Consider the following 17909-nt stretch of genomic DNA (forward strand, 5'->3'; position numbering starts at 1 on the left):
TAATTTTATTTTTCTTAATTATAATTACTAAATGTTTGGACGCTCTACGAGTCAGTAGGGCGTCTTTAATTTTTCTTAGAGGGATTATGGCTACACTACCATTGACTAAAGCAGGATCGATTAGACTTACTGAAGAATTACAAAAATTAAAAACGGTTGAGCGACCAGCTGTTATTCAAGCCATAGCTGAGGCTAGAGCACAAGGCGATCTTAGCGAAAATGCTGAGTATGATGCTGCTCGTGAAAGACAGGGCTTTATCGAAGCAAGAATTAAGGAATTAGAGGGCGTTTTATCTAACTCTCAAATTATCGAGCCGTCAACATTAGAGGCAGGAGAAAAGATTGTCTTTGGTGCAACTGTAGAGCTTGAGGATCTTGATAGCGGCGAGCATGTAAGATACCAATTAGTGGGTGATGCTGAAGCAGATATAAAACTGAATACTATTTCAATATCTAGTCCTGTAGCACGCGGTCTAATAGGTAAACATGAAGGTGACACGATCAAAATCAATGTACCTTCAGGCGAAAAAGAATATGAAATACTAAGCGTAGAGTATATTTAATCTTTATTTCTACGTCCCGCCCTAAGTGTGAGAGAACTTCCTTTTCTTCTTGGGATTGATGGCTTACGAACAGGTACTTTAGGTTTACTAGTTTTAGAATCAGCTGTCTTAGGTGCGGGTTTACCTGCTTTTGAAATAGGTTTTGCTTTAGCTTTTCCGCCCTTGTTTAATATAGTTGAACTAGTTGAGCCTGCCCATTTACCAGCGGCGGCTTGTTTTTTAGTTATATAAGCTTCATTAGGAAGTCTTTCGCTAGCTTGACGAGGTTTACTTTGTTTTATAAGTGTTCTGTAGATATCGTTTTCTCTATAAATAGTTAAAATCTTACCTACATGGGAGATGATTTCACAGTTGAGGTTTTTAATTATCTGATCTGCAAGTTCGATTCTGTAAGATCTATCGTCACCTGCAACTTTAATCTTAATTAGTCCGTGTGCGTTTAAATTGTGATCGATTTCCTGTAAAACAGATTCTGTTAAACCGTTATCCCCAATCATAACCACTGGCTTTAAACTATGGGCACTTGATCTTAATAAACTTTTTTCTTTTGAAGAAAGTTTTTGATTTTTTGATTCAATATTCATGGCTAAAAATAAATTTTCTAAAAATTGGATTCATCAACATATAAATGATCCCTACGTTAAATTGGCTCAACAAAAGGGATACAGGGCTCGTGCCGCATTCAAACTTATTGAAATTTTAGACACTGAGAAGCTTATGCGAAGAGGAGACATTATAGTCGACTTAGGTTCTTCTCCAGGTAGTTGGTCTCAAGTGGCTAGAGAAAGACTGTTGCATAAAGGCGAGATTGACGGAAGAGTTATCGCACTTGATTTACTACCAATGGAACATATCGAAGGGGTTGAGTTTATTCAAGGCGATTTTAGAGATGATGAGGTTTTAGAACAACTAGAAGAAAAAGTAGGTCATCAACAGGTTGATCTCGTTATTTCGGATATGGCTCCTAACTTATCTGGAATAAGCTCTGCTGACTCTGCACGAATTGAGCATGTGGTTGAGTTGGCAGTTGATTTTGCTACAAATCATCTAAAACCCGAAGGGGCACTTATAGTTAAGGCCTTTCACGGTAGTGGGTTCTCTCAACTTGTTGAATTATTTAAGAAAAATTTTGTAAGAGTAGTTGAAATAAAGCCTAAGGCTTCACGCGATAAATCATCAGAAACTTTTATAGTCGCTAAAAGACTAAAAGCAAAATAAAATTCCTTAATATTGTGCTAATCTTGAATAAATATACTTTCACCCTCATATCCAAGTGGTATGGTGTAGAATAATTAGTTCTTTCTATAAGAATTACAATCTATAGAGGAAAAATTTTGAATAATTCATTTTCTAAATTCGCTTTATGGGCGATATTCATAATTGTTTTATTTACCGTATTTCGTCAGTACGATGATCGCGGTCCTTATGCTTCTGCTGTTTCTTACAGCCAGTTTATGGAGGATGCTAAGAACGGTAAAATTCAATCTGTTGTCATTCAAGGTAACACCCTAAATGTTACTCAATCTGATGGTCGTCAATACGAACTAACAAGTCCTAGTGATATTTGGATGGTTAGTGATCTTATGGAAAACGGTGTTCGAGTTTCTGCTCGACCTCCTGAAAAACCGTCATTTTTATTAAGTGCATTAATTTCATGGTTCCCTATGATTTTGCTTATTGGTGTATGGATATTTTTCATGCGCCAGATGCAAGGTGGCGGAAAAGGTGGTGCATTTAGCTTCGGTAAATCCCGTGCACGTATGCTGGACGAAAAAAATAACAATATTACTTTTGCGGATGTTGCGGGAGTGGATGAGGCAAAAGAAGATGTTCAGGAAATTGTTGAATTCTTAAAAGATCCTTCTAGATTCCAAAGACTTGGAGGACGTATCCCTAGAGGTGTGCTTATGGTTGGCCCTCCAGGAACAGGTAAAACACTGTTGGCTAAAGCAATCGCAGGTGAAGCTAAGGTCCCATTTTTTACTATCTCAGGTTCTGATTTTGTAGAGATGTTTGTGGGTGTAGGTGCATCTCGTGTGCGTGATATGTTTGAAAACGCAAAAAAACACTCTCCTTGCATTATTTTTATTGATGAAATTGATGCTGTTGGTCGTCAGCGCGGTGCAGGTCTTGGTGGCGGAAATGATGAGCGCGAACAAACTCTAAACCAAATGTTAGTTGAAATGGACGGCTTCGAATCTGGTCAGTCTGTTATCGTTATTGCAGCTACTAACCGTCCAGATGTACTAGACCCTGCATTACTTAGACCAGGACGTTTTGATAGACAGGTAGTTGTTAATCTTCCTGATGTCCGTGGACGTACTCAAATATTAAAAGTTCACATGCGTAAAGTACCGCTTGCACCAAATGTGGATGCTTCCATTCTTGCGCGTGGTACACCTGGGTTTTCGGGTGCGGATTTAGCTAATCTAGTAAACGAAGCGGCTCTTTTTGCTGCTCGTAGAAATGGTCGCACAGTTGATATGCTCGATTTTGAAAGAGCTAAAGATAAAATCATTATGGGTGCGGAACGTAAATCTATGGTTATGCCAGAAGAGGAGCGTAAAAATACAGCTTATCATGAATCTGGTCATGCAGTAGTAGCTTATGTACTACCGAAAACAGACCCAGTTCATAAAGTTACCATTATTCCTCGTGGTCGTGCTTTAGGTGTAACCATGCAACTTCCAGAGGAAGATAGATATAGTATGGATAAAGAGCGTCTACTAAATATGATTGCCGTGCTATTTGGTGGCCGTATCGCAGAAGAAGTCTTTATGAATCAGATGACTACTGGTGCTTCAAATGACTTTGAGAGAGCCACAAGCATTGCCAGAGATATTGTTACTCGTTATGGTATGACTGATTCTCTAGGTCCTATGGTTTACGCAGAAAACGAAAACGAAGTGTTCCTAGGTCGAAGCGTAACTAAAACGACTCATGTGTCGGAAGCTACCATGCAACAAGTCGATAAAGAGATTCGCAAAATTATCGATGAGCAATATAAAGTTGCCCGCGATATTATTGAATCTAATCGCGAGAAAATCGAAGTTATGGCTAAGGCTCTGCTTGAATGGGAATCAATTGATGCAGACCAAATCAAAGAAATTATGGACGGAAAAGAGCCTTCTCCTCCTAAAGACCCTGCAGCCCCTTATGATGTGACAGGTGATGCTTCGCCTCCTCCATCTGCTGGTGGTGTAGTTCCTCCAAAAGAATCAGCTAAACCAGTTTAGAATGGTATCTCCTTTTTTATGCGGTCGATATGAAATCGACCTTAATGAATCTCCGCGAATCATGGGTATCGTCAATGTTACCCCTGATTCGTTTTCAGATGGTGGCCTTCATGCTACTACAGATACTGCAATTGAACACGGACTTAAATTAATTCGAGACGGGGCCGATATTATTGATATCGGTGGGGAATCTACCCGTCCAGGTTCCGATCCTGTAAGTGCGGAAGATGAAGTGTCTCGTATATTGCCTGTAATCGAGGGTTTGAAAAATGCGGGTGTACCTATATCTGTGGACACTTTCAAACCCGAAGTTATGAAGATTGTTCTAGATGCTGGTGTAGACATGATCAATGACATAAATGGTCTAGAAAAGCCTGGGGCAATTGATGTAGTCTCTAAATTTCCTAAAGCAGGTGTTTGTATTATGCACATGCATGGGGAACCTAAAACTATGCAGCTAAATCCACCAGACTATCAAGGTGATGTGGTTGCATTTTTGAAGGAATATCTCTTAAGAAGAGCCACGGAAGCAGAAAGCAGGGGCATTGCCACCAATAGAATTTGCATCGATCCTGGATGTGGATTCGGTAAAACAATTGATCAAAATTACGATATTCTCTCTAATCTAGATGAATTTAAAGATTTGGGATATGCATTGCTACTCGGCATTTCTCGCAAAATGATGATTGGCTCTCTTCTTGATATCCCTCCACGAGATAGGGTGGTTGTCAGTGTCTATGGTACTATGGTTGGGCTTGATTTAGGTGCAAATATTATTCGTGTACACGATGTACTTGAAACTAAGCAGGCCATGATGATTAGAGACAAGATTAATCAGCATAGAAGAAAATGAGTAGAAGATATTTTGGTACTGATGGTGTTAGGGGTGAAGTAGGCGGTGATGTTATCAACGCCGAATTTGCTTTAAGGCTTGGTTATGCAGCAGGAAAGGTTCTAACTAAAGAGCATAAGAACAGAAAGCGCCCGAGTGTGCTTATCGGAAAAGACACGCGCGTTTCAGGCTATATGTTGGAATCAGCCCTAGAGGCTGGATTGTCAGCGGCTGGAATCGATGTATTGCTTGCTGGCCCATTACCCACTCCTGCGGTTGCTTATTTGACTAAAGCTTTTCGTTTGGATGCAGGTATAGTTATTAGTGCTTCTCACAATCCTTTCTACGATAATGGTATTAAATTCTTTTCTGGAGAGGGTACAAAACTTCCGGATGATGTTGAGCTGCAGATTGAAAATTTAATCGATGAGCCGCTTGGGTGTGTAGGATCTGATCAAATTGGCAAGGCTCGCAGGATAAATGACGCTTCTGGTCGATATATCGAGTTTTGCAAAAGTACGTTTGCGGGTGATTTGGATTTGCGCGGGCTTAAAATTGTTGTAGATGCAGCACATGGAGCCGCCTATCGCATTGCCGCACCAGTTTTTCAAGAACTTGGGGCTGATGTCATATCCATAGGAGATAAGCCTGATGGGCTAAATATCAACGATGCAATGGGGGCACTTCACCCAGAATCAATAGCACAAGAAGTAATTAAGCACGAGGCAGATCTCGGCATTGCCCTCGATGGTGACGCAGATCGAATAGTAATGTGTGATAATGAAGGCACAATATATAATGGTGATCATTTATTGTATGCCATAGTTAAGGACAGACTATCTCGTTATGAACGTATGGGACGTAATGAAATTTATGCCCTTGACGGATTAGTTGGTACACTTATGACCAATTATGGTTTAGAGAAGCGACTAAATGAATTAGGAATCCCTCTAATTAGAGCAAAAGTGGGCGACCGATATGTTATGCAAGAGCTTCTCGATAAAGGCTGGAAGATAGGTGGAGAGAGCTCAGGGCATATTTTATGTCTTGATCAACATTCCACAGGAGATGGGATTATATCGGCACTTCAGGTTTTGAGAGGTACTGTTAGGCATAATTCTACACTCAAGGACTGGATTGCAGATTTAAATATGTATCCTCAAGTCATGGTGAGCGTTCCATGCGAAAAGGGCTTTGATTGGCAATCTAATAAATCGCTTCTTTCTAAAGTGGAAGAAATTAAAGCTCAGTTAGGTAATAAGGGAAGAGTGCTCATAAGACCATCGGGCACAGAGCCTAAACTTAGAATTATGGTTGAGGCTGAAGATAAAAAAGTAGCTCAATCTGCAGTTGATGAATTAGCTGCTGTAGAATTGAGTAATTAGATTTTAAGGAAATAATAATATGCGTGAACTACTAACAACGCAAGCAACATCCAGAGAACCTAGCTTCACGTTAAGCATTGCCACTGAACCTGAAGAGGTGAAAGCCCTGCAAAAATTAAGGCATGAAATTTACTCTTCAGAATTGGGCGTTAAATTTGAACGAGACGATATTGATATCGATTATTTTGATGATTTTTGCGACCATCTAATGGTTATCGATAACGATAAGAAAAAAGTAGTGGGCACTTATAGGACATTGAGTCCTAAAAATGCAGTCAAAGCGGGAAGATATTATTCCGAGGGAGAATTTAATATCGATAGTCTTAATAATATTCGACCTCTTCTAGCTGAGTGTGGCCGTTCTTGCACACACACTGATTATCGATCAGGTTCTGTAATCATGCTGCTTTGGGCTGGTCTTGCAAAATATATGGAGTTTTATCAAGCACGTTATATGTTAGGTTGTGCAAGTGTTAGCTTAGCTGATGGCGGTTTCCAAGCTGCTGAAGTTTGGAGATATGCAAAATCAGAGATGGAAAAGCATCCTGAGAGGGCCGAAGTAATTCCGCTAAATCCATATCCGATAGAGAAATTGGAATCATTGCCAGAGAACCAAGATAATCAAACAAAATTTCATTCACTTATTAAAGGTTATATCAAAGTGGGTGCCTATATTTGCGGAAAACCTACATTCGATGAGAGCTTTAATTCATGCGACTTTCCGATTATCATCGATAAGGAAGCTATGGACAAAAGGTACTATAAACAGTTTGATCAGTTCTCAAAAGAGGTGTCTGCTTAATCCATCTTTTAAAAAATAGATTAATAACCCTTGATTTTCAAATTGTATCCTGCATTCATCCACTGATCTGCCTCAAGATTAAGGCTGTATTTAGTTAGAGGGTGATTGCTAATCCAATCCTTCGGAACCTCCAATACGAAGGATTTTTCTTTCTTATGAGTCAGCTGTATCTCACGAAGACCTAGATCCTGACGACTTCTTGAGAATAGCACGGCCAATCGTAGACTTAGAATTGCACGAATCTTACTTGCATCTAAAGTATCTAGATCGACTTTATTCAAAGACCCATGATGCATTAGAGAAATCAGAGCAAGATTTTTTTGCTCGTCCTTTGAAAACCCTGGCAAATCAGCATTTTCCAAGACATATGCCGTGTGTTTATGATATGAAGATTGAGAAATACTTAGGCCAATTTCATGAAGTTTCGCAGCCCAAGTCAGGTATTTTCGGTCCTCTTCAGATCCTTCTCCCATATCATCGAAGAGATTGAGTGCGAGAGACTCAACTCTATACGCTTGCCTTTTATCTATATGATAACGATGCATAAACAAGTCTACCGTTTCATCGCGCTTATCAGTATCAGCTTGACGGCCGAGCATATCGTATAACACACCGACTCGCAGTGCCCCTTCGCCTTGGTGCATTTGTTTGATACCCAATGACTTAAAAATAGCAATCATGATAGAAAGCCCTGCTGGCAATACTTCCGTCCTATCGGTTTTTAGTCCAAGCACATGAGAGGAATAATTCATACCGTACTTAATCATTGTTTTACGCAGCTTTAACATGCCCTCAAGAGTGATACCTTTTTCAGAATACCCAGTATCCTCAAGAACAGCCACTAAAGCCTTTGCCGTGCCAGATGATCCAAATGCTTGCTTCCACCCAATGCTTGTATAGGATTTGCGAATCACCTCAATTTCTTTTGATGCCGCAAGTTCCGCTTGTGCAAATGCCTTTTCGCTTAGTTCTCGTTTAGGGAAAAAAGCTTTCGAAAAGCTCACACACCCCATATGGAGTGAGGTCATAATTTGTGGCTCTAAGCCTTTACCGATAATGAACTCTGTAGATCCGCCACCTATATCTATTACAAGCCTATTTTCTTTAGATGGTGGCAATTCATGTGCTACTCCTGAAAATATAAGCCTTGCTTCTTCTTGGCCTGATATCACTTCTATGGGAAAGCCTAGTGCCGCCTCTGATACTTGTAACAATTTGTTAGCGTTTTTTGCTACCCGGAATGTGTTCGTAGCCACAGCCCTAACATTTTGGGGTGGAAAATCTTTTATCCTTTCTCCAAACATCTTAAGAACGGCTTCAGCTCTAGAGATGGCAATGTCATCGAGTACGAGATTTTCATTCAAACCAGCAGCTAGTCTAACAGTTTCCTTAAGGCGATCTATAGAGTAGATTTGTCTTATACCATTGCTAAGTTCAACTACTCTGCCAACTGAAAGTCTAAAACTATTAGAGCCTAAATCAACAGCAGCCAGAAGGGAAGCAGAGTTCATAAAAGAGAGTCCAAAAAAAGTTGCAACATTTTACCTTAAACACAATTACTTGTAATTTAAGAATTTACACAAATGTCATATTCACGTCATATTTGAAACTTAACATTAAGCACAAGTCAGGGACTGCCCTGATACTTTCTTTCTATTATATGGATTTATCCTAGTTTGAGGACATACTATGTTAAAACACGCTTTAAAAGGTATTACTGTTGCAGTTGCTCTTAGCACTGCATCATTCGCTGTTCAAGCAGTTGAAGTAACTGGTGCAGGGGCATCATTCCCTTACCCAGTTTATTCTAAATGGGCTTCTGATTTCGAAAAAGAAACTGGCCACAAAATCAATTATCAATCAATCGGTTCTGGTGGTGGTCAAAAAGCTATCATCGGTAAAACTGTTAATTTCGCTGGTACAGACGACCCATTAAGTGCAGAAAAACTTAACGAAAACGGTCTTTTCCAATTCCCTTCAGTAGTTGGTGGTACTGTTGCTGTAGTTAATATTACTGGTCTAAAACCAGGTCAACTAGTTTTAACTGGTGAAGTTCTAGCTGATATCTACATGGGTAAAATTAAAAAATGGAATGACCCTAAGATCAAAGAACTTAACGGTAACACTTCTCTTCCAGACGCTGATATCATCGTAGTTCACCGTTCTGACTCTTCTGGTACTTCTTTCGGTTTCACTAACTACCTTTCTAAAGTTTCTGCTGATTGGAAAAACTCAGTAGGCGAAGGTAAATCTGTTAAATGGCCTACTGGTCAAGGCGGTAAAGGTAACGGTGGTGTTGCTGGTTTAGTATCTAAAATCCCTTTCTCTATTGGTTATGTTGAATACGCTTATGCTAAACAAAATGGTTTAGCTTGGGCTGCTATGAAAAACGCTGAAGGTAAAGTAGTTCAACCAGAACAATCTACTTTCGCAGCAGCTGCAGCTAATGCTGACTGGAAAGGTACTCCTGGTATGGGCGTTGTTCTTACAAACGAACCAGGTGCTGATAGCTGGCCTATGACTTCAGCTACTTTCATCTTAGTTCACAAAAATGTAGAAAAACCTGAAGAAGTTAAAACAGCTCTTCAATTCTTCGATTATGCTTGGACTAAAGGTGCTAAAACTGCATCTGATTTAGACTATGTTCCACTTCCAGATTCAGTTACTAATGCAATCCGTGAAGAATGGAAAGCTCAGCTTAAAACTGCTGACGGTAAATCTATTTGGTAATTAGACATAGTCTTATGACCTTAGATTAGTAACATGGCGGTCTATTAGACTGCCATGTTTTTCTTTACTCAACTATTAAAGTTATCATGCAATCAAAAGACGCTAACAATACTCAAAGTCGCGGTGTATTCCTAGATGCATTATTTGCCAACGCTACGCGTTTTATGGCTTTTTTTGTGTTTATTCTGTTGGCCGCTATTCTTTTATCTCTGATTTGGGAAAGCCGTGAAACCATTATGAAATGGGGCTTTTCTTTTTTATGGACTAATGATTGGGATCCGATTAATGACGTTTACGGTGCTGTAGCTCCTATCGTTGGTACATTAGTTACATCTTTTATTGCTTTAATTATCGCTATACCTGTTTCTTTTGGTATCGCAATGTTCCTAACTGAACTAGCACCTCTTTGGTTACGTAGACCATTGGGTACTGCCGTTGAGATGTTAGCTGCGATTCCATCAATTATTTATGGTATGTGGGGTTTATTTATTTTTGCCCCATGGTATGCCAGAAATATTCAACCCTTAATTATCGACACTTTTGGAGAATTGCCACTTATTGGTTTCCTATTCCAAGGTGCCCCGATGGGTATCGGTTTATTTACAGCCAGTCTGATTCTTGCAATTATGGTTATTCCATATATTGCTTCTATTATGCGTGACGTATTTGAAGTTGTTCCACCAATGCACAAAGAATCTGCTTATGGATTAGGATCTACAACATGGGAAGTTATGTGGAAAGTAGTTCTTCCTTACACTAAAAATGGTGTAGTGGGTGGTATCATGTTAGGTCTTGGTCGAGCACTTGGTGAAACAATGGCCGTTACTCTTGTTATCGGTAACTCCTTTAATCTGCCAGAGAGCGTTTATGACTCTGCGACATCAATCGCCTCAGCGATTGCAAACGGATTTAATGAAGCCTATGGTATTCAAAAATCTGCACTCATTGAACTTGGTTTAATTCTTTTCTTGATTACTACAGTAGTACTAGCTTTATCTCGTTGGATGGTTTCAAGAATGGAACGTAAAGAAGGTAAAAAATCTTAATTAGGTGGCATAAAAATGAATACAGTTACACAAACTCCAAACAATATGGCACCAAAATTAGCAAATAGTGCCATTAGCGTAAAAAACCCTCTTTTCAAAAAACGTAGACTTACAAATATGGTTATGCTTACGCTTTCTTTTATTGCGTTGGCATTCGGTTTATTTTGGTTGTTCTGGATTATCTGGGTTTTAATTGTTGAAGGTGCTGCAGCTATTAATCTAGAATTATTCACTGAGCCAACTTCTGGTCCTGGCGGCGGTGGCGGCTTACGAAATGCCATTCTTGGATCATTCTTAATGACTTCCGTAGCTACTATTGTAGGCACACCCATTGGGGTTCTTGCAGGAACATATCTTGCTGAATATGGTCAAAGAGGGTGGCTAGCTCCAACTACACGTTTCCTAAACGACGTACTTTTATCAGCACCATCTATCGTAATTGGTCTATTTATTTATGCCCTTATCGTTGCTCAACAAGGTCACTATTCTGGATGGGCGGGTGCAGTAGCATTGGCTATTATTTTGATTCCAGTTGTAGTAAGAACTACGGATAATATGCTTTTACTTATTCCAAATAGTTTACGTGAAGCGGCTGTAGCTCTTGGATGCCCTAAATGGAAAATGATTACTAAGATTTGTTATCGTGCAGCTATCGCAGGTATTATTACTGGCGTTCTCCTTGCTATTGCACGTATTCTAGGTGAAACAGCACCATTACTATTTACGGCTCTAAACAACCAATTCGGTTCTTTAGATATGAATCAACCTATGGCTAACCTTCCAGTTACAATTTATCAATACGCAGATAGCCCTTATGAAGATTGGAACGCCTTAGCTTGGGCTGGTGCTACCGTAATTACGTTGTTCGTTCTTGGTATAAATATCTTAGCTCGTAGCATCTTTAAAAAATAATACGCAGATTTAATTTTTAGGAAATTTAAATGAACTCTACTTATGAACTAATTTCTCCAGCTGATACAAAAATAGAAGTTAATAACTTAGACTTTTATTATGGTTCGTTTCACGCAATTAAAAATGTGAATATGCGTATACCCCGCAACTGCGTTACAGCATTTATTGGTCCATCAGGATGCGGTAAATCAACTCTTTTGCGCACCTTTAACCGCATGTTTGAACTTTATCCTGGTCAACGTGCAACAGGTGAAATCATTATGGACGGTGAAAACCTTCTAAATACTAAAACTGATATTTCAATTATTCGCGCAAAAGTTGGTATGGTTTTCCAAAAACCAACTCCATTCCCAATGAGTATCTACGATAATGTGGCTTTCGGTGTTAGATTGTTCGAAAAATTATCTAAACGTGAAATGGACGAGCGCGTAGAGTGGGCTTTAGTTAAAGCTGCTCTTTGGAACGAAGTTAAAGATAAACTTGATCAGAGCGGTGCGGGTTTATCTGGTGGTCAACAACAACGTCTTTGTATTGCACGCGGTGTTGCTGTTAAACCTGAAGTTATTCTTCTTGACGAACCATGTTCTGCTCTTGACCCAATCTCTACAGTTAAGATTGAGGAACTGATTACTGAACTTAAGAAAGACTATACAGTTGCAATCGTAACTCACAACATGCAACAAGCTGCACGTTGCTCTGATTACACTGCTTATATGTACTTAGGTGAATTGATTGAATTTGGTGAAACAGAACAAATCTTCCACACACCTAAAGAGCAAGCGACTCAAGACTATATTACTGGACGATTCGGCTAAGCATTGCCACCTAATAGAAACAAAAAAACGAGTCTTTATGGCTCGTTTTTTATTTGAATAAACTAATATATTCGTTATAATAATAGGCTTTAACTTGTGGCGCGATAGCAAAGCGGTTATGCAGCGGATTGCAAATCCGTTTAGAGCGGTTCGACTCCGCTTCGCGCCTCCATTAATTTTGTACACGCAAGGTGTGCAGCCTTTCTTGATTCGGTACGAAGTAAAACGATCCTGTCACTGGCTTTGAGAAATGGTGAACTAAAAGATCAATTTTGCCGTCCAAATTCCCAAACATGCTTTTTAATTGCTGGTCTAGATTATGCAAGGTAGCACAGTATCCGCAGAAAATTAGCCCACGATCACCAGTGATATCTCCATAAGGAAGGCTACGTCTTAGGATCTTAAGATCTACACCATTTTCCGCAATATCAGTGCGACCTAAATGCGAATCAGGAAGCCTCACAGATTTATCGAGTTCCTCATCAGAATCCTTTTTGCGACCCACAGAAGCCTCTTGTGTTTGAACACTAAGTGCGTTCCATTTGTCCATATCATGGATATATTTTTGGATCAAAACATAGCTACCACCCGCATCACAGAATTCTTGAGCAATAACAGCCGCCTTTACAGCATCCTCATCTTTCGGATTTTCTGTGCCATCCACAAATCCATCGTGCCCACGATCTTCAAGCATGCGGTACCCATGGGTCTCATCTTTAGGCTCAAAATAAGGCCTTAGTAAAGCCCAAACCTTAATCGCTAAATCAAGATTGATATCATTTCGCATAGATTGGATATGAATTAATAAATCATGCTGAGTTGCAGGTGCCATGCCGTGGCCATATCCCTCGAATGGCTTGATTTCATGCCCCTCACGGCGACCGTCTATGGTTTGAGCGTACTTGTTCCATAGCTTCGCACCAAACCCAACTGACATGCCTAGCATATCATTTGGAAATTTATTTTTAAGATCATCTTCAATTGATTGAAGTTTAGAACATGCGTTGGCAATGCCTTCGTAATCCTCCTTTTTTAGGTCTGCTTCAATAAATATTCCAAATTTTGCACCATCAGGGAGTATAGAGGTTTGACAATGACAGGACATAACATCTCCTATTTAGTTAGAGTGGACGGATTTATCCATGCTCTTTAGATATCTTATTTTATTATTAAAATATAACTAATGGGACTTAAGGAAATTTTGTGTATTCTTCTATTGATTTATTCGCTGGAATTGGTGGTATTAGACTGGGATTTGAACAGGCTTTTGGTGAAAAACTCAAAACTGTTTACGCAAGTGAAATTGATTCCAATGCAGTAAAAACTTATGTTTCAAATTTTTCTAGTAAAAAGATTATTCACGGTGACGTAACCAAAGAAGTAGAAGCTGATATTCCTGCTCACGACTTTTTACTTGCAGGTTTTCCATGCCAAGCTTTTTCAGCTGCTGGCAGAAAAATGGGTTTTGATGATGCTAGAGGGACGTTGTTTTTTGATGTTGCCAGAATAATTAAGTTTCATAAACCGAAAGTTGTATTCGCTGAAAATGTTAAAAATTTAGTGAATCATGATAAAGGGACGACCTTTAAAATAATTCTTAATGTGCTTAAAGAATTAGGTTATGTAGTATTTTTTCAAGTCTTAAATAGTAAAAATTTCGGAGTTCCTCAAAACAGGGAACGAATATATATAGTTGCTTTCAGGGAAAATCTAGGGATTCGCAGATTTGATTTTCCTGAAGGAATTAATGATTCTGTTAAATTGAAAGATATTCTTGAAAAAACAGAAGTTTCAAATAAATATTATCTTTCTGAAACCTATCTAAGCACTCTAAAAAAACATAAAGAGAGACATGCATTAAAAGGTAATGGATTTGGGTATGAAATTCGAGATCCTGAATCTATTGCGGGAGCAATTGTATGCGGTGGTATGGGAAGGGAACGCAATTTAATAGTAGATAACAGACTTAAAGATTTCACACCTAAAACAAATATCAAGGGAGAAATAAATAAAGAGTTTGTTAGAAGAATGACACCGAGAGAATGGGCTAGACTACAGGGCTTTCCAGAAACATTCAAATTACCTATTGCTGATACGCATTTATATAAACAACTTGGAAATTCCGTTACTGTCCCTGTAGTTAAAGCAATTGCCCTAAGAATTAAAGATGCTTTGAAGGATAGTAAGAATGGCACTAGTAGGTAATAAAGGTGAATGGTCTGAGGTGTTAGCTTTATTCTATATTCTATCGAGCAATGTTTTACATGCAACAGACTTTAAATTTGAAAAGCAAAGTATAGAGTCATCACCAGTTGTAGGTTTAGAAAGAAAAGATAAGTTGGGTAATTTTCTATTTAAGATAAATGATCAAATAGATATATATTTAAATGGGAAATTTAAGTTAAAGATTTCGAAAGCAGAATTTTCCGAAGAATACTATTATCTATTAAATGAACTATTGAAAGCACAAAAAACTAGTTTTTTAATACTAAAAACTGAGTCATTTCTTTCTAGGATTGGTATCACCTCCCTCAAAGCTCCATCAAGAGATAAATCCGATATTATTCTTCACTTGAAGGATATTTTCACTTCAAATATTTATAAAGTAGCCTTTTCAATCAAATCTCAGCTAGGACATTCCTCATCACTTTTGAATGCTAGCAAGTCAACAAATTTTATATTTAGGGTCAGAGGAAATTACTTAGTAAAAAAGTTTCATACTTTGCATGAATCTCTTGATTGTGTTTCCAACAATCTAGAGTACATATCAACTGAAAATCCTACTTTTCTAGCGAATCTACAATTTATAGACAATCAATTTGATGAATTATTAGCCACAGCTCTCATCCAATATTACTGTCATAGAACTAGATCATGCAAAAGTGTTGTTGAAAAATTAACTCAACTAAATCCCCTTAATCTATTAAATATTAAATCCTACGAATTTAAATTCAAAAGTTTTTTAAGATCAATCGCTCTTGGTATGAAACCTTCCACACCTTGGGATGGAAAAGATGAAGCAAGCGGAGGATTTTTGATTATTAAATCAAATGGTGATATGTTACTTTACCACCAAAGAAATAGGAACGAATTTGAGGATTATCTTCTTAATAATACAAAATTTGAAACTCCTTCAACTACCAGACATAAATTTGGTTTTGTATATGAAGAATCAGGAGAGAATAGGATAAAACTAAATTTACAAATCAGATTCATTTAACTTGTTTAAAACTGCGTAAAATTAGTTTTAATATTCTATCCCTAACTCAATCCCGCCTCTGATTTTTATATCCTTTTTCAAGCAGCGGTTGTATTAACCTACGTGGAACCATTATTGTTTGACTGCCCTTTGCAATAGAATTGATTGAACCAGGGTCGTAAACAAATCTTAGTTCATCAGCAGTAAGCATAAAATTGTTAGATAGGTAGAAGTGTTGCTTATCTAAAAAGGGTTCTTGAATTCCTTTCTCTTTATTCATTCGAACATATTCTCTATAAGCTAAATCCTTAACTTTTTGAACATTTTTCTGTCCAACCAAATCGGCTAAGATAATAAATCCTTTCTTTATATCATATGTATACATAAAGATACCTGTGCTTGGTTGAGGCGAACCAAGCAGAAAGTAACTATATTCAGTGTAAAAATCTAAGAGTCTATTATTTTCGTCTTCATCCCAATAATGCTCATATTTAGGCTCAATTTTTATCTCACTAGCACCAGCAAAATTCATCGAATTGCTTTTATCATGGGCTACTAATTTTTTAAACACACCTCTAATAATTGCATCTGCGGTCTCTGGAGTGTATTTCTCAGGAGGTAGGGCATTATCTGAATCAAAGGAAATTAGAAGTTCCAGAATATCAAGATTAATTTTTGCATCAATCTCAGGCAAGTTAGTTTCTATAAAATAAACTTCAACTACAGGGCATTCAGGTGAGCATGTTGAGTTATCGGATAATTTTTTTGAAGTTTCGCTTTGTGTTATGTGAATGCGTTGTATAGCAGATTTAACATTTGAATCTGCATAAGATGGTGCAACAAAACAAATTAAAGTGGCCAATAATCCTAGGAGTTGTCTCATTCTAAATCACCTTAATTAAACTTGTTAATAATTAAATAATCTCGTGCTTGCAATGTTGAACTTCAATCACTGGATGATGCAGGTTTTTCATGCCTTTAAGTAGAGATTTATAGTCTTGAGGAGTCATAGACCCGTGGTGGATTACAGATGCAATCATGGTCCAGCATCCTTGTCCAATTGACCAGACATGCAAATCGATGACCTCTGTATCGCTTGCACTTTCAAGTTTTTTACGTATAGTATCTTCAACTGACCCAGGCGCAGTGGCATCAAGTAATACTTTGCTTGTTTGCTTCATGAGACCAATGGTCCATTTGCCTATCAAAACACTAGCTATCAATGCGATAAGCGGATCAAGCCACGTCCAACCCCATCCCCATGCGGCAAGAATGCCTATAATGGCCGCTACTGATGTTGCTGCGTCTGTGAGTATATGTAAAACAGCTGCCTGAAGATTGTTATCTTTTCTCTCTGGCAATGCCATCGCTGCTTCGCTTTTTGTTTCGTATTCAATATCATGTTCATGAATATGACCATGACCATGGCTGTGGTTGTGCCCATGTTCGATTTCTTCAAAATCGTTGCTACCCTTAAGAATCACAAAAGAGACTAAATTAATGATAAGACCTAATACAGCAACAATTAATGCTTCCTGAGCCTTAATCTCATTTTGATTAAATAGCCTATATAAAGATTCATAAGTAATTAAAGCGGCCGTAATCAATAATAAAAGAGAGGTGGAATAAGCAACTAGTTCATTAATTTTTCCACTTCCGAAACTTAGTCGTCTGTCTCTTGCATAACGTCTTGATAAATAATAGCCTGCAAATGCTAGACCTAGAGCTAGAGCATGACCACCCATATGTATTCCGTCTGCTATCAGGGCCATAGACCCCGTCCATATACCAGCAAAAATTTCTCCGAACATGGTCACAAATGTTATAACCATGACCCAAAATGTTCTTACTTCTGCCTTGGATTTATTAACTTGACCAAATTCATGTTCTATTTTTGATCTGTAGATCTGATGTTCAATGTGTTCGGTAGTCATGTTGAATAACTCCCACTCATATTAGGCTAAGCCAGTTTTATTAGCTTGGTATTCAAGCTAAGTTACACTGACAATATACTTATTTTTACGTTATACCATGAGACCCTCAGAACTTTTAAAAAAACATAGGAATGAAATTTTATTTCGTTTTTCCAAACGAAATAAATTAAGTAATTTAAGAGTATTCGGTTCAGTTGCTCGCGGGGAGGATACTGAGGACAGTGATATTGATTTTTTAGTAAGCACTTCTCCAAGAACTACGTTATTGGATTTAGGTGGGTTATGTGCTGACCTCGAAGAATTTATCGGACAAAATTTTGATGTAATAGAGGAGAATTGACTACCGACAAAATTCAAGGAAACTGCTTTAAAAGAGGCTATTCCTTTATGAACTCTAATTTAAGAATTAACGATTATATTAAGCATATGGAAAAGTTTAAATGGAGCGGGAAACG

General features: G+C 38.2%; 18 protein-coding genes and 1 tRNA gene. 14 read left to right on the top strand and 5 right to left on the bottom strand.

Annotated elements, in window-relative coordinates:
- Positions 1-86: 86 nt before the first annotated feature.
- Entirely contained in the window at positions 87-563 is a 477-nt protein-coding gene (gene greA / locus T432_RS0102705; RefSeq protein ID WP_028884077.1) for a transcription elongation factor GreA, read from the top strand.
- Here greA and yhbY read toward each other — a convergent pair.
- Positions 560-1147 carry a ribosome assembly RNA-binding protein YhbY gene (yhbY, locus tag T432_RS0102710; RefSeq protein WP_028884078.1) on the bottom strand — a complete coding sequence of 196 codons (588 nt, stop codon included), beginning with the start codon at positions 1145-1147 and terminating at the stop codon, positions 560-562. The genes greA and yhbY overlap by 4 nt on opposite strands.
- Here yhbY and T432_RS0102715 point away from each other — a divergent pair.
- The 5 genes from T432_RS0102715 to T432_RS0102735 all read left to right on the top strand — a co-directional run bounded on the left by T432_RS0102715 (position 1146) and on the right by T432_RS0102735 (position 6818).
- Positions 1146-1781 (top strand): RlmE family RNA methyltransferase, encoded by a 636-nt coding sequence (locus tag T432_RS0102715; RefSeq protein ID WP_028884079.1) that lies wholly within the window; start codon positions 1146-1148, stop codon positions 1779-1781. The two genes, yhbY and T432_RS0102715, sit on opposite strands and share 2 nt — an antisense overlap.
- Before the next feature lie 116 nt (positions 1782-1897).
- Positions 1898-3799, top strand: coding sequence for an ATP-dependent zinc metalloprotease FtsH (gene ftsH / locus T432_RS0102720; RefSeq protein WP_028884080.1), 1902 nt, complete (start codon positions 1898-1900; stop codon positions 3797-3799).
- Between the two features lies 1 nt (position 3800).
- Positions 3801-4652, top strand: a complete 852-nt coding sequence (gene folP / locus T432_RS0102725) for a dihydropteroate synthase (RefSeq protein WP_028884081.1) — start codon at positions 3801-3803, stop codon at positions 4650-4652.
- Entirely contained in the window at positions 4649-6016 is a 1368-nt protein-coding gene (gene glmM / locus T432_RS0102730; protein WP_028884082.1) for a phosphoglucosamine mutase, read from the top strand. Before folP ends, glmM begins: the two co-directional genes overlap by 4 nt.
- Before the next feature lie 19 nt (positions 6017-6035).
- Entirely contained in the window at positions 6036-6818 is a 783-nt protein-coding gene (locus T432_RS0102735) for a GNAT family N-acetyltransferase (protein WP_014111855.1), read from the top strand.
- 20 nt (positions 6819-6838) lie between these two features.
- On the opposite strand, the gene T432_RS0102740 is transcribed toward T432_RS0102735, so the two are convergent.
- On the bottom strand, positions 6839-8329 hold the full coding sequence (locus tag T432_RS0102740; RefSeq protein ID WP_014111854.1) for a Ppx/GppA phosphatase family protein: 1491 nt from the start codon (positions 8327-8329) through the stop codon (positions 6839-6841).
- Between the two features lie 178 nt (positions 8330-8507).
- Here T432_RS0102740 and pstS point away from each other — a divergent pair, with 178 nt between their 5' ends.
- The 5 genes from pstS to T432_RS0102765 all read left to right on the top strand — a co-directional run bounded on the left by pstS (position 8508) and on the right by T432_RS0102765 (position 12493).
- Positions 8508-9548 (top strand): phosphate ABC transporter substrate-binding protein PstS, encoded by a 1041-nt coding sequence (pstS, locus tag T432_RS0102745; RefSeq protein ID WP_028884083.1) that lies wholly within the window; start codon positions 8508-8510, stop codon positions 9546-9548.
- 86 nt (positions 9549-9634) lie between these two features.
- Entirely contained in the window at positions 9635-10594 is a 960-nt protein-coding gene (gene pstC / locus T432_RS0102750; RefSeq protein ID WP_028884084.1) for a phosphate ABC transporter permease subunit PstC, read from the top strand.
- A gap of 15 nt (positions 10595-10609) precedes the next feature.
- Positions 10610-11506 (top strand): phosphate ABC transporter permease PstA, encoded by an 897-nt coding sequence (gene pstA, locus T432_RS0102755; protein WP_081799292.1) that lies wholly within the window; start codon positions 10610-10612, stop codon positions 11504-11506.
- Between the two features lie 29 nt (positions 11507-11535).
- Positions 11536-12321 (top strand): phosphate ABC transporter ATP-binding protein PstB, encoded by a 786-nt coding sequence (gene pstB / locus T432_RS0102760; protein WP_014111850.1) that lies wholly within the window; start codon positions 11536-11538, stop codon positions 12319-12321.
- Between the two features lie 98 nt (positions 12322-12419).
- A tRNA-Cys gene (locus T432_RS0102765) sits at positions 12420-12493 on the top strand.
- On the opposite strand, the gene T432_RS0102770 is transcribed toward T432_RS0102765, so the two are convergent.
- Entirely contained in the window at positions 12494-13426 is a 933-nt protein-coding gene (locus T432_RS0102770) for a Dyp-type peroxidase (RefSeq protein WP_028884086.1), read from the bottom strand.
- A 98-nt stretch (positions 13427-13524) separates the two neighbouring features.
- Here T432_RS0102770 and T432_RS0102775 point away from each other — a divergent pair, with 98 nt between their 5' ends.
- Both T432_RS0102775 and T432_RS0102780 read left to right on the top strand, forming a co-directional pair.
- Positions 13525-14526, top strand: coding sequence for a DNA cytosine methyltransferase (locus tag T432_RS0102775; RefSeq protein ID WP_028884087.1), 1002 nt, complete (start codon positions 13525-13527; stop codon positions 14524-14526).
- Positions 14510-15541: an HpaII family restriction endonuclease gene (locus T432_RS0102780; RefSeq protein WP_028884088.1), complete on the top strand. Its 1032-nt coding sequence runs from the start codon at positions 14510-14512 to the stop codon at positions 15539-15541. Before T432_RS0102775 ends, T432_RS0102780 begins: the two co-directional genes overlap by 17 nt.
- A 46-nt stretch (positions 15542-15587) precedes the next feature.
- On the opposite strand, the gene T432_RS0102785 is transcribed toward T432_RS0102780, so the two are convergent.
- Together T432_RS0102785 and dmeF are read right to left on the bottom strand one after the other, a co-directional pair.
- The gene (locus T432_RS0102785) at positions 15588-16403 is read right to left on the bottom strand and encodes a DUF3298 domain-containing protein (RefSeq protein WP_028884089.1); all 816 of its coding nucleotides are present in this window, start codon (positions 16401-16403) and stop codon (positions 15588-15590) included.
- A 31-nt stretch (positions 16404-16434) separates the two neighbouring features.
- Entirely contained in the window at positions 16435-17454 is a 1020-nt protein-coding gene (dmeF, locus tag T432_RS0102790) for a CDF family Co(II)/Ni(II) efflux transporter DmeF (protein WP_028884090.1), read from the bottom strand.
- Between the two features lie 97 nt (positions 17455-17551).
- Between dmeF and T432_RS07875 the strand changes: the two genes are divergently transcribed.
- Positions 17552-17794: a nucleotidyltransferase family protein gene (locus T432_RS07875; RefSeq protein WP_044971063.1), complete on the top strand. Its 243-nt coding sequence runs from the start codon at positions 17552-17554 to the stop codon at positions 17792-17794.
- Positions 17795-17909: the final 115 nt, after the last annotated feature.

This window comes from Taylorella asinigenitalis ATCC 700933 (assembly GCF_000687755.1).
GTDB classification, from domain to species: Bacteria; Pseudomonadota; Gammaproteobacteria; order Burkholderiales; family Burkholderiaceae_B; genus Taylorella; species Taylorella asinigenitalis.

Excerpts from the sequence above, each read along its gene's own strand:
- greA (WP_028884077.1), top strand. The coding sequence starts at position 87 with ATGGCTACACTACCATTGACTAAAGCAGGATCGATTAGACTTACTGAA.
- T432_RS0102715 (WP_028884079.1), top strand. The coding sequence starts at position 1,146 with ATGGCTAAAAATAAATTTTCTAAAAATTGGATTCATCAACATATAAAT.
- yhbY (WP_028884078.1), bottom strand. The coding sequence starts at position 1,147 with ATGAATATTGAATCAAAAAATCAAAAACTTTCTTCAAAAGAAAAAAGT.
- folP (WP_028884081.1), top strand. The coding sequence starts at position 3,801 with ATGGTATCTCCTTTTTTATGCGGTCGATATGAAATCGACCTTAATGAA.
- glmM (WP_028884082.1), top strand. The coding sequence starts at position 4,649 with ATGAGTAGAAGATATTTTGGTACTGATGGTGTTAGGGGTGAAGTAGGC.
- T432_RS0102735 (WP_014111855.1), top strand. The coding sequence starts at position 6,036 with ATGCGTGAACTACTAACAACGCAAGCAACATCCAGAGAACCTAGCTTC.
- T432_RS0102740 (WP_014111854.1), bottom strand. The coding sequence starts at position 8,329 with ATGAACTCTGCTTCCCTTCTGGCTGCTGTTGATTTAGGCTCTAATAGT.
- pstS (WP_028884083.1), top strand. The coding sequence starts at position 8,508 with ATGTTAAAACACGCTTTAAAAGGTATTACTGTTGCAGTTGCTCTTAGC.
- pstC (WP_028884084.1), top strand. The coding sequence starts at position 9,635 with ATGCAATCAAAAGACGCTAACAATACTCAAAGTCGCGGTGTATTCCTA.
- pstA (WP_081799292.1), top strand. The coding sequence starts at position 10,610 with ATGAATACAGTTACACAAACTCCAAACAATATGGCACCAAAATTAGCA.
- pstB (WP_014111850.1), top strand. The coding sequence starts at position 11,536 with ATGAACTCTACTTATGAACTAATTTCTCCAGCTGATACAAAAATAGAA.
- T432_RS0102770 (WP_028884086.1), bottom strand. The coding sequence starts at position 13,426 with ATGTCCTGTCATTGTCAAACCTCTATACTCCCTGATGGTGCAAAATTT.
- T432_RS0102780 (WP_028884088.1), top strand. The coding sequence starts at position 14,510 with ATGGCACTAGTAGGTAATAAAGGTGAATGGTCTGAGGTGTTAGCTTTA.
- T432_RS0102785 (WP_028884089.1), bottom strand. The coding sequence starts at position 16,403 with ATGAGACAACTCCTAGGATTATTGGCCACTTTAATTTGTTTTGTTGCA.
- dmeF (WP_028884090.1), bottom strand. The coding sequence starts at position 17,454 with ATGACTACCGAACACATTGAACATCAGATCTACAGATCAAAAATAGAA.
- T432_RS07875 (WP_044971063.1), top strand. The coding sequence starts at position 17,552 with ATGAGACCCTCAGAACTTTTAAAAAAACATAGGAATGAAATTTTATTT.